Raw genomic sequence first — 10,562 nt, forward strand, 5'->3', positions numbered from 1 at the left:
GTGGGTGTTGGCGGCCCGGCCGACTTCCCGCTCCTCGCGCTTCTCGACAACGGGTGTCCACCGCGGGCAACGTCAAGTGCTGGGCTCGGCATGGCAATTACTTCTTCAACCTTTTCACCGCTCCCCTTGCTGAGATCATGACAGGTCGGCAATCCTGCTCCTGCCACGCCGCCACGGCCACCCCCACGGATCGAACGGCGTGTGAGCCGCCTGCCCGTCCCCCACGAAGGAGCAAGCATGCGCAAGGTCCTGATACGCGTCGCCGCCCTCGCTGCCGCGGTCACCGCCGTCGCCGCGCCCGCCGTACCGACCACGGCGGTGGCCGCTCAGGCACTGTCGTTCCGCCCGCTGAGCTACAACACCAACGGCTACAACTGGGGTGGTTACGCGGCCACCGGCAGCGGCTTCACCTCGGTCTCGGCGTCCTGGACCGAGCCGAACGCGGTCTGCAACTCCACCAACGACCTCTACGCCCCGTGGGTCGGCATCGACGGCTACGGCTCCTCCACCGTCGAGCAGACCGGGGTGGCGACCGACTGCTCCAGCGGCAGCCCGGTGAACCAGGCCTGGTACGAGATGTACCCGGCGAGCCCCGTCTACCTGAGCCTCAGCTCGTACCCGGTGTCCGCGGGCGACCACATCACCGCCTCGGTGACCTACGCCGGGAGCAGCCGGTACACCCTCAAGCTGACCGACTCCACGCGCGGCTGGACCTACAGCACCACCAAGTCCCTCTCCGCGCAGCGGACCAGCGCCGAGGTCATCATCGAGTCGCCGACCGGCTCCTACCCCAAGTTCGGCACCCTGAGCTTCACGTCGGCCACCGTCAACGGCAGTCCCCTCGGCTCCTACGGCCCGGTCGCCCTCGACCCCAGCGCCAACGGCGTCTACGAGGCCCGCACCAGTGCGCTCGGCTCCGGCGGCACCAGCTTCACCGACACCTACCTGCACCAGTAACCGCCCGGGTCGACGCCGAAGCGGCCCGCTCCCTGCGCCGGCAGGGGGCGGGCCGCTGGGCGTGCGGGCCGCTGGGCGAGCGGGGCCTCAGGGGGCGGGCCGCTGGGCGAGCGGGGTCTCAGGCCAGGTGGGCGGCGAGCAGCGGGGCGCAGGTGGCCGGGCGCTCCAGGAGCGGGAGGTGGCCGGTCTCCGCGAGCGTCTCCAGGCGGCAGTGGGGGACGGTGTCCCGCAGCAGTTCGGCGTTGCGGACGAAGGCGGGCATGTCCTCGTCGCCGAGGACGACCAGTGTCCGTGCCGTGATGCGGCGCAGGTCGTCCGCGGTGTGGCGGTGGGCGGTGAGGGTGTCCATCGCGCCGTTGCCCAGTTCGGCCCAGCTGTGCCGGGCGACCACCGATCGCAGGGCGGCCCGCAGTTCGGGGTGGCGCCGGGTGCCGGTGAAGATGTCGGGCGGGGACTGCATCCAGAGGTCGGCGAGCTGTTCGCCGGGCCCGACCATGCGGTGCAGCATCATCAGCTGGCGGTAGCGGACGCGGGCCGAGTCCTCGTTGGGCGTACCGGCCAGGGTGGGCGCGGCGAGTACCAGGCGGTCGACCAACGCGGTTTCCTGGCAGGCAAGTTGGATGGCCGACATGGAGCCGAAGGAGAGCCCGACCAGCCTCCGGGCGCCGGTCTCCTCCACCACCTCGGCCAGCTGCCCGGCCAGGGCGGTGAGCGGCAGCCCCGGGGGGAGCGGGGCGGAGCCGCCGTGGCCGGGCAGGTCGACGCCGATGTGGGTCCAGCCGGGGAGGCGGTCCCACAGCGGTTGCCAGGTGGTGGAGTCCATCGTGTAGCCGTGGAGCCAGAGGACGGCGGGGCCGTCACCGTGGCGGTGCAGGTGCAGGCCCTCAGGCATGACGCCCTCCGGAGAAGTCGGTGCAGAAGGAACGGAAGGCGAGCACCGGCTCGTCCCGGGCGTCGTAGCGCGGCGCCATGTCGTGGTCCAGGTGCTCCCAGACGACCTTGTCCTCGGCGAGCGCCTTCTCGCTGCCGCCGAGCAGGGCGGGCAGCGCGGCCCGCTGGTCCTCCCGCACGCCGATGGCGACCCGGGCGACGCAGCCGCCGTCCGCCGTCGGCACCGAGCCGGTGACGATCACCTGCCGTTCCGCCTCCGGGCCGAACTCGGTGACCACGACGTTGGGGCTGAACGCCTGGGCGTGGAAGCGCGGCTTGTAGTCCCACCGGACGCGGCCGGTGCGGACGGCCTCCCAGCGGATCTCCTCGAGCGTGCGGGCGTCCTGCCAGGGCGAGGTCTGCATCAGGAACCTGCCCTCGATGACCAGTTCGCCGGCCTCCCCGACGCGCGTGGCCATCCCCTGGTTTCCGGGCACCCCGTGGACGGCCTTGAAGTGGTCGGGGTCGAAGGCGTTCTCCACCACGTACTCGGACGGGACGCCCACCGGCAGGCTGACGGCCGCGACCAGGGGGTACTCGCCCGCCCAACCGGCGACCGCCCGCTCGAAGCCGCGGTCGCCGTCCGGGTCGTCCGAGAGCCGGACGAACAGCGCGTCGCCCCATTCCAGCACCCGGTGCTCGGCGACCGACCAGTGCTTGGACGGGTCGCCCAGGCCGATCCGCTTGCCGTGGAACGGGCAGACCACGCAGTCGCCCTCGCGCCGGCCCCCGTAGCCCAGGTGGGCGCCGCGGTGCGGGCAGGAGGCGTCCAGGACGCGGACCCGCTCCCCCTCGCGGACGGCGATCAGGCGGCGCGGGCCGACCGCCAACGGAGTGATCTCGTCGGTCAGTTCGGAGCGGAAGGCCAGCAGGTACCAGCCGTGGTGCACGGACATCGGACTCACGTTCGTCGAAGGGCCTTGAGGACTTGTTCCGCGGCGCGCTCGCCGCTCTCCAGGGCGCCGTGGACCCAGGGCAGCCGCTCGCCCGTCACGGTCGCCTCGCCGGCGAAGAACAGCGTGCCGTCCACCGGCTCCGCCCACTGCCGGGCGGCGTCCTCCAGCCCGGCCCGGGGTGCGGTGAACGCGCCACCGGCGTACCGGTCCCGGCCCCAGTCGGCGACGGTCAGGCCGAGGACGGCGGCGTCCGCGGTCCAGGGCAGCGCGGTGGCCAGCAGGGCCGCCAGGCCCGCCCGGTCGCCGGCGGCCGCGCGCAGTTCGGCGGCGGCGCCGGCCTTGGCGACGAGCAGCACCTCCGGTCGGCCGGCGGCGCAGCGGGTGAAGCCGCTGCGGCCGTCCACGTCGAAGACGATCATCGTGTCGGGCGCGGGCCGGTCCAGGGTCACGACGGCGCAGTAGCCGTCGCCCGACGGCAACTGAGCGGCGGCCGTCAGCTTGTCGGCGGGCAGCCCGGCGATCCCGCCCACGGCGGCGGGCGGGACGGTGAGCACCGCGGCCCGGGCGGCGGCCGTCCCGGTGCCCGTCTCCACGGTGACCCGCCCGGGCCGGTACGCCAGCTCCCGGACCGGCACGCCGAGCCGCACGTCCAGGCCCTCGGCCAGCCGCTCGGGCAGCCGGGCGAAGCCGCCCTCGACGGCGAACTCGCCCTCGCCCGCCGTGTCCCCGGCATGCGCCCCGGCGATGCCGGCGGCGCTCAACTCCTCCGGCTCGGCGGCCCAGTTCTGCCGGAACCACTCGCCGGCCGCCGCGGCCTCCGGGCCGGTGCTGCCGTGGGCCCGCAGCCAGGTGCCGACGGACAGGCCGGTGACGCCGGGCGCGCGCTGCAGCATGGCCTCCAGCTGCCAGGGCGCCCGGCGGCCGAAGCTCAGCAGGCCCATCTCCCGGTGGGCACCGTCCTCGACGATCCGGGCGGTGACCCGGCGCGGCACGGCGGCCGTCCGGTCCGGTCCGACCAGCTCGTGCACCGGGTTGTGCTCCCCGTGCACCACCTGGGCGCCGAGCTCCAGCGGCGGACCGCCGTCGGCGGGGTGGAAGGTGTGGATCCGGCCGCCGAGCCGCTCCCTGGCCTCCAGCACCACGACGCGCAGCCCCGAGCGGGACAGCAGGCGGGCGCAGTTCAGGCCGGACGCCCCGGCGCCCACCACGATCACGTCGTACCCGGTCACAGTTCTCCCCCGAGGTCGTTCGGCCGTCCCCCGACGCCGACCGGCCGGCCCCCGAGGTCGACCGGGAAGGCCCGAAGCCGCCGCGGCACCAGGCACTGGTCCCAGTCGGGCGCACCCGACGGGCCGCGCAGCGCCGGGAACCGGCCGACCAGGCGCGGCAGCAGCAGCGCGGCGGTCTGCCGCACGAGCGGCGCGGCCAGGCAGAAGTGCGGGCCGCCGCCGAAGCCCAGGTGCGGGTTGGGGCTGCGGTCCAGGCGCAGCGCGTCCGGGTCGGCGAAGACCTCCGGGTCGCGGTTGGCGGCGGTGAGCACCGCGAGGACCCGCGCGCCGGGCGGCAGCACGCCGCCGTCGAGCGCGACCCGGTCGGTGGTGACCCGGGCGGTGAACGGGATCGGCGCCTCCAGCCGCAGCAGCTCGTCCACCGCGAGCCGGGCGGCGTCCTCGTCGGCCCCGGCGAGCGAGGCGACGGCCGTGCGGTCGGGCAGCAGCAGGTGCAGGGCGTTGCCGATGAACTCGGCGAGCGGCTGCCAGCCGCCGATCACCGCGAGGTTGAGGATGCCGAGCATCTCGGCACGGCTCAGCCGGTCGTCGGCGGCCAGCGCGGTCAGCGGCACCCGGACGCCCGCGGCGGTGACCCGGGCGGTGTGCCCGTCCAGGTAGTGGGTGAGCGCGCCGGCCGCGCTGCGCCCGAGGGCGGCGCGGGCCGGCGGCACCATCGGGTCGAGGTTGACGGAGGCGGCGCGGGCGAGGGCCTCGAACCGCTTCAGTTCGCCCGCGGGCAGCCCGAAGAGCCGGGCGTACACGGCGGTGGCGAGCGGTCGGCCGAGGTCGGCGACGGCGTCGACCCGGCCGCCCGGCGGCAGCCGGTCGAGCAGGGCGTCCACGTCGGCGGCGAGCCCCTCGGCCAGCGGGCGGACGGCCGCCGGCCCCAGCAGCAGCGCCCCGGGGGCCCGGAGCCGGTGGTGGTCCGGCGGGTCGGTGGTGAGCATGGACGGCGGCAGGGCGTCGTCGCGGGCGCGCTCGCGCTGGCCCTGCGCGGCGGAGAAGCGCGGGTCGCGCAGCACCGTCGCGCAGTCGGCGTGCGCGGTGACCAGCCAGAGCCCGGACGCGGCGTCGTGGTGGACCGGGTCGTTGGCCCGCAGCCACCGGTACGCCGGGTGGGGGTTCGCCCGCCCGGCCGGGGCGAAGGGGTGGATCAGGTGCTCGGGCAGACGCACCGGCGCCGTCGTCATGTCCAACTCCGAGAGGGTCTCAGCGGACCCGCGGTCCGCGCCAGCGGAAGGAGAAGGCGGTCAGCACCAGCCCGGCCAGCGACCAGGCGACGAGGACCATCGCGATGTGCCCCAGCTCCCAGTTCCCGGCCGGTTCCACGGCGGTGAAGGAGTCCGGCAGGAAGACCGAGCGGAAGCCCTGGGCCATCCACTTGACCGGGAAGAACGCGGCCACCGTCTGCATCCAGGCCGGGAGTTGGCCGAACGGGAAGAACACGCCGGAGATGAACTGCAGCACCATGAACACCGGGGTGACGATCGCCGCCGCCGACCGGCTGTTGGGGATCAGCGCCGAGTAGGCGGCGCCGGCCATCGCGCAGGCGACGGTGCCGAGCGCCAGGTCCCAGCCGAGGGTGAACCAGCGCTCCGGGGTGCTGGGCAGCGGCAGCCCGAACAGGGCCAGCGCGATGCCGATCAGCAGCACCGCCTCCAGGGCGGTGGTGACGATGACCCGCACCAGCTTGCCGACGAAGTACGCCGACTTGGGCATCGGCGTCATCGCGAGCCGGCGGACCGTACCGGTGTCGCGTTCGATCGCGATGTTGATCGCCAGGCCGGAGAAGGCGGTGCTCATCACCCCGGCCGCGATGATGCCGGCCATGAAGACCTGCTTGAGGTCGGTGTCGGTGCCGGCCACCTTGCCGGAGAAGATCGAGCCGAAGACGACCAGCAGGATCACCGGGAACATCAGTGTGAAGACCAGCGACTGCTTGTTCCGGAAGAACGCCCGCAGCTCGACCTTGGAGCGGGCCGCGCCGGCCCGCCAGATGCCGGGCATCCGGGCGGCGCGGCGGGGCGGGGCGGTGGTCGCGGCGCCGGCGGCGGTCGCGGTGGGTTGGGTGAGGGTCATCGCTTGCCCGCCTCGTGGGTGATGCTCTGGCTGGTGTCGGCCCCGCGGTCGGTGCCGTCGGCGTTCTCCCGGATCAGGTCCAGGTAGACGTCCTCCAGGGTCGGCCGGTGCACCCGCAGCTCGGGCAGCTCGCCGACGCCTGCCTGGTGCGCCCACGGGACCAGCACCGCGAGCAGCGCGGTCGGGGCGTGGGTGGCGATCCGGAGCAGACCGTCCGCGCCCACCGGGGCCGGCTGGGCCCCGGTTGGCAGCGACGGCAGTGGACGGCCGGCCAGCTCCGGCGGAATCCGGAAGGAGACCGTGGTCGGAGTCTGCGAACGGCCGCCGAACTCGGCCAGCGGCCCGCACTGGACCACTCGGCCGGCGACGATCACCGCGGCGCGCTGGGCCAGCGCCTCGGCCTCGTCCAGGTAGTGCGTGGTGAGCACGGTGGTGCGACCGCGCTCGGAGAAGTAGCGGACCAGGTCCCAGGCCTCCCGGCGAGCCACCGGGTCCAACCCGGTGGTGGGTTCGTCCAGGAAGATCAGGTCCGGGTCGCCGACGATGCCGACCGCGACGTCGAGTCGGCGGGCCTGGCCCCCGGAGAGGTCCGTGCTCTGCTTCTTCTCGTGCTTGCCCAGCCCGACCATGTCGATGACCTGGCCGACGGGCAGCGGGTTCGGGTAGAACGCCGCGAAGTGCTCGACCACCTCACGGACGGTCAGGTCCGAGTAGGCGCCGGTGGTCTGCGGGACCACCCCGATCCTGGCGCGCCACTCACGCCGGTCCTCGGCTGGGTCGCAGCCGAGGACCCGCACGTCACCGCCGGTTCGCTGGCGGACCCCTTCCAGGATTTCGACGGTCGTCGTCTTGCCCGCGCCGTTCGGCCCGAGCAGGGCGAAGACCTCACCCTGGTGGATGTCCAGATCCAGACCCTGGACCGCGTGCCAGTCGCCGTAGCTCTTGCGCAGGCCGCGGACTGAGACGGGGTGGTCCCCGACGGCAGTCGCCACTGTGGATCGCTCCTTGGTGGGGTGTTCAGGCCGACCTGGTCCTCAGGTCGGCCGGCCGGGCACCTTGCCCGGCGGGCGGGTTTCCCGGCTGGATCAGGTGCAGCAGCAGCACGGGCAGCAGCAGGAGTTGCCACCGGCCGCGATGTCCGACAGGTCGCCCTCGCTCAGCTCGGCGGTGTCGATCTGCGGGGTCTCCGGGATGTGGAACTCGTAGCGACCGGTCGCCAGACCGATCTCGTACAGCTCCACCTGCACCTCGAGGTTGCCCTCCTGCTCGCCCTCGGCGGCAGTCTGGACGATGACGATCTCGGCGTCGGCCGGGAGCTCCAGGCCGGCCTCGGCGAGGGCGGCACGGGCGTCGGTACGCAGGCGGGCCGCGTACTCCTCGCTCGACCAGGCGCTGATCAGGGCGCGGGTGTAGCCGTTGACGAACTCGGCCCGCTTCCTCTGGTCCAAAGCCATGAGAATGTTCCTTTTCTCGGGATTCCGGTTTGCCGGCGGTTCCCGTGCTCCGTGCCCGGTACTCGTGCCCGGCGCTTCCCGGCGCCGCCGACAAATGAAGAATGACACGGCCGCAATTGGCCGCCAAGACCTCACTTCCGGTGCCCGGACTAAGTATTGAGCACATGCGGCCGGTGCGGTAGATTTCAGCCGTCACGCGCCCTTGAATACGCATCAGAATACGTATCGGAATACGCATCGGAATGCGGACGGGATACGTACCGGAAATGCGTACGTACGCATTCGGCGGGCGCGTACGCATTCCGGAAGTCCCGGGTGAGCATCGAGAGGAATCACGGGGGTGGTCCGCACCGTGCCTACGCACACCGTCCCGCCAGGCCCAGCCGACGACGTCGACATGGCGCTGATGAGGGAGTCGCCGCTCGACTTCATCACCGGCCTGGCCCGCACCTACGGCGACATCACCCGCCACCGGGCCGACGGCGAGACCGTCTACCTGCTCAACCGGCCCGAGTACGCCCGGCACGTGCTGAAGGACAACGGCGCCAACTACACCAAGGAGGGCACCCCGGACGACGCCATGCTGCGTCCGCTGCTCGGCAACGGGCTGCTGACCAGCAACGGCGCCGACTGGGCCCGCCAACGGCACCTGACCGCGCCCGCGTTCCGCCCCAGCGCGGTCCGCACCTTCGACCGGATCGTCACCGACGCGACCGCCGGGATGCTGGAGCGCTGGCGCCCGTCCGTCGAGGCCGGCACCCCGCTGGAGATCGACCAGCACCTCACCGCGCTGACCCTGGGCATCCTCACCCACGCCATCCTCGGCGCCGACATCGACGGCATCGGCGAGGGCTTCGGCCGAGCCGTCGACGCCGTCAACCGCTGCATCGGCCACTACGTACCGAGCCCCGACCCCGACCCGGCCGACACCGCCCGCCGCTACGCCGACTTCGGCCGCGCCCGGGTCTTCCTCGACACCGTCACCCGCACGCTGATCGCCGCCCGCCGCGCGGGCGGCAGCAGCACGGCGGGCGGCGACCTGCTGGACACCATGATGTCCACCGACCACCTGGTCTCCGACGCCGACCTGCGCGACCAGGTGCTGACCATCGTGATGGCCGGCCACGAGACCACCGCCAAGTCCCTGACCTGGACGCTCTACCTGCTCGACCGCCACCCCGAGGAGCTGGCCAAGGTCCGCGAGGAGGTCGACCGGGTGCTCGGCGGCCGCCCGCCGACCGCGGCCGACCTCCAGGACCTCCCGGCCTGCCGGCGGGCGGTCCAGGAGGCCATGCGGCTCTACCCGCCGGTCTGGCTGATCTCCCGCCGGGCGGTCGGGCCCGACGTCATCGGCGGGTACGACGTCGAGTCCGGCACCCTGGTGTGCGTCAGCCAGTGGGTGCTGCACCGCCACCCCGACCACTGGGACGAGCCGGACGCCTACCGCCCGGACCGCTTCGACGGCGCCGTGCTGCCCAGCCACCTCTACCTGCCGTTCGGCGGCGGGGACCGGATCTGCGTCGGACAGCACTTCGCGATGCTGGAGGCCGTCCTGGTGCTCGCCTCCCTGCTCCAGTCGGTCCGGCTGGAGCTCGTCGAGGGCTTCCCGGTCGAACCCGAGGCGCTCGTCACCCTCCGCCCCAAGCACGGCATGACGATGATCGCGAGGCCCCGATGACCACCACCGTCCGTCCGCTCGGCGGCTCGTACGACCCGGCGCGCACCACCGGCGGCGGGCTGGCCGCCGAACTCGACCGGCTGGAGGCGCAGGCCGCGCTCTCCTTCCCCGAGGAGCTGCGCATCCTGCGCGAGCTCGGCCTGCCCGGCGGCACCCCGGACGGCGGCACCGCACCCCGGGCCGGCTCCGTGCCCCGGTCCGGCACCGCACCCCAGGCCGACCCCGCGCCGCAGGCCGACCCCGCACCCCGGCCCGGCACCGTGCTCGAACTCGGCGCCGGCCCGGGCGCGGTGACCCGCCGGCTGCGCGCCGCGCTGCCCGCCGGCACCACCCTGATCGCCGCCGACATCGACGGCGACCTGCTCGCCCACGCGGCCGGCCCCGGCGTGACCCTGCTGGTCGCCGACGGCGCCGACCTGCCGCTGCCGGACGCCTGCGTGGACTTCGTCCTGCTCCGCTACGTCCTCCAGCACGTCCCGGACCCGGTCGCCGTGCTCGCCGAGGTCCGCCGGGTGCTGCGCCCCGGCGGCACGGTCGCCTGCACCGAGGTCGACTCCGCGCTCTGGGGCGCCGCCGAGCCCTCCTACCCCGAACTCGCCGGGGTGCACGCCAAGATGGCCGCCGCCCAGCGCGCCGACGGCGGCGACCGGTCGATCGGCCGCCGGCTCCCCCGGCTGCTGCGCGCGGCCGGCTTCGAGCAGGTCGTGCTGCGCCCGTTCGCCACCACCAACGACGACCACCCCACCGACGCCTTCGCCCCGCAGCTCGGCCCGCAGCGGCTGGAGCCGCTGGTGGCCCGGGGCCTCCTCTCCCTGGCCGACCTCGCCCTCGCCGCGGACCGCTGGAACCGCTTCCGGTCGGACCCCGACGCCTGGGTGATGCTCCTCGGCCTCACCGTCGCCGCGACCGCACCCGCGGGCCGCGGACCGCAGGAAACCGTCCGAGAACAGCACTGACGAGCAGCACCGAAAGGAAGAACCGTGCACCCCAAGGTCAAGATCTTCATCACCATCTTCTGCTACATCAGCGCGGTGGCCGGCCTGATCACCGCCGTGATGGACGCCAGTCACAAGCCCGCCCAGACCACCGACGCGGTCGTCGCCGGCGTGCTCGGCGTCGCCTTCCTGCTGGGCGGCCTGGCGCTGACCCGGAAGCCGCGCTACTGACGGCTCCGGCAGTGACACCCTTACGGCGCGAGGCGCACTGGCGGCGGTGACGCCGGTGTTCGGGGTGGTCACGGTGCGACTCCGTTCACGGGAAGGCCCAGCTCCTCGGGCAGGCCGAGGGCGATGTTCAT

Annotated in this window: 11 protein-coding genes; 4 read left to right on the top strand and 7 right to left on the bottom strand. The window is 73.8% G+C overall.

Going from position 1 to position 10,562, the window contains the following annotated elements; translation table 11 throughout:
* Positions 1-237: 237 nt before the first annotated feature.
* A complete protein-coding gene (locus tag ABT247_RS27640; RefSeq protein WP_350747513.1) occupies positions 238-957 on the top strand; it encodes a G1 family glutamic endopeptidase in 720 nt (239 codons plus the stop codon).
* A 118-nt stretch (positions 958-1,075) separates the two neighbouring features.
* On the opposite strand, the gene ABT247_RS27645 is transcribed toward ABT247_RS27640, so the two are convergent.
* The 7 genes from ABT247_RS27645 to ABT247_RS27675 form a co-directional block, all read right to left on the bottom strand.
* Positions 1,076-1,849 (bottom strand): alpha/beta fold hydrolase, encoded by a 774-nt coding sequence (locus ABT247_RS27645; RefSeq protein ID WP_350747516.1) that lies wholly within the window; start codon positions 1,847-1,849, stop codon positions 1,076-1,078.
* Positions 1,842-2,783: a Rieske 2Fe-2S domain-containing protein gene (locus ABT247_RS27650; protein WP_350747519.1), complete on the bottom strand. Its 942-nt coding sequence runs from the start codon at positions 2,781-2,783 to the stop codon at positions 1,842-1,844. Before ABT247_RS27650 ends, ABT247_RS27645 begins: the two co-directional genes overlap by 8 nt.
* 5 nt (positions 2,784-2,788) lie before the next feature.
* Positions 2,789-4,012, bottom strand: coding sequence for a flavin monoamine oxidase family protein (locus ABT247_RS27655; RefSeq protein WP_350747522.1), 1,224 nt, complete (start codon positions 4,010-4,012; stop codon positions 2,789-2,791).
* On the bottom strand, positions 4,009-5,244 hold the full coding sequence (locus ABT247_RS27660) for a cytochrome P450 (protein ID WP_350747525.1): 1,236 nt from the start codon (positions 5,242-5,244) through the stop codon (positions 4,009-4,011). Before ABT247_RS27660 ends, ABT247_RS27655 begins: the two co-directional genes overlap by 4 nt.
* Positions 5,245-5,263: 19 nt before the next feature.
* Positions 5,264-6,133 (bottom strand): ABC transporter permease, encoded by an 870-nt coding sequence (locus ABT247_RS27665; protein WP_350747527.1) that lies wholly within the window; start codon positions 6,131-6,133, stop codon positions 5,264-5,266.
* Positions 6,130-7,125 carry an ABC transporter ATP-binding protein gene (locus ABT247_RS27670; protein ID WP_350747530.1) on the bottom strand — a complete coding sequence of 332 codons (996 nt, stop codon included), beginning with the start codon at positions 7,123-7,125 and terminating at the stop codon, positions 6,130-6,132. Before ABT247_RS27670 ends, ABT247_RS27665 begins: the two co-directional genes overlap by 4 nt.
* A gap of 93 nt (positions 7,126-7,218) precedes the next feature.
* Entirely contained in the window at positions 7,219-7,587 is a 369-nt protein-coding gene (locus tag ABT247_RS27675) for a hypothetical protein (RefSeq protein ID WP_223886012.1), read from the bottom strand.
* Between the two features lie 397 nt (positions 7,588-7,984).
* Between ABT247_RS27675 and ABT247_RS27680 the strand changes: the two genes are divergently transcribed.
* Genes ABT247_RS27680 through ABT247_RS27690 form a run of 3 tightly spaced genes read left to right on the top strand, consistent with a single transcriptional unit; the run spans position 7,985 to position 10,431 of the window.
* On the top strand, positions 7,985-9,265 hold the full coding sequence (locus tag ABT247_RS27680) for a cytochrome P450 (protein ID WP_350747533.1): 1,281 nt from the start codon (positions 7,985-7,987) through the stop codon (positions 9,263-9,265).
* Positions 9,262-10,221, top strand: a complete 960-nt coding sequence (locus ABT247_RS27685) for a class I SAM-dependent methyltransferase (protein WP_350747536.1) — start codon at positions 9,262-9,264, stop codon at positions 10,219-10,221. The genes ABT247_RS27680 and ABT247_RS27685 overlap by 4 nt, the downstream gene beginning before the upstream one ends.
* A 24-nt stretch (positions 10,222-10,245) precedes the next feature.
* Entirely contained in the window at positions 10,246-10,431 is a 186-nt protein-coding gene (locus ABT247_RS27690; protein WP_030245889.1) for a hypothetical protein, read from the top strand.
* The last annotated feature ends 131 nt before the right edge of the window (positions 10,432-10,562 follow it).

This window comes from Kitasatospora sp. NPDC001539, from assembly GCF_040298565.1.
In the GTDB taxonomy this organism is placed as follows: Bacteria; Actinomycetota; Actinomycetes; order Streptomycetales; family Streptomycetaceae; genus Kitasatospora.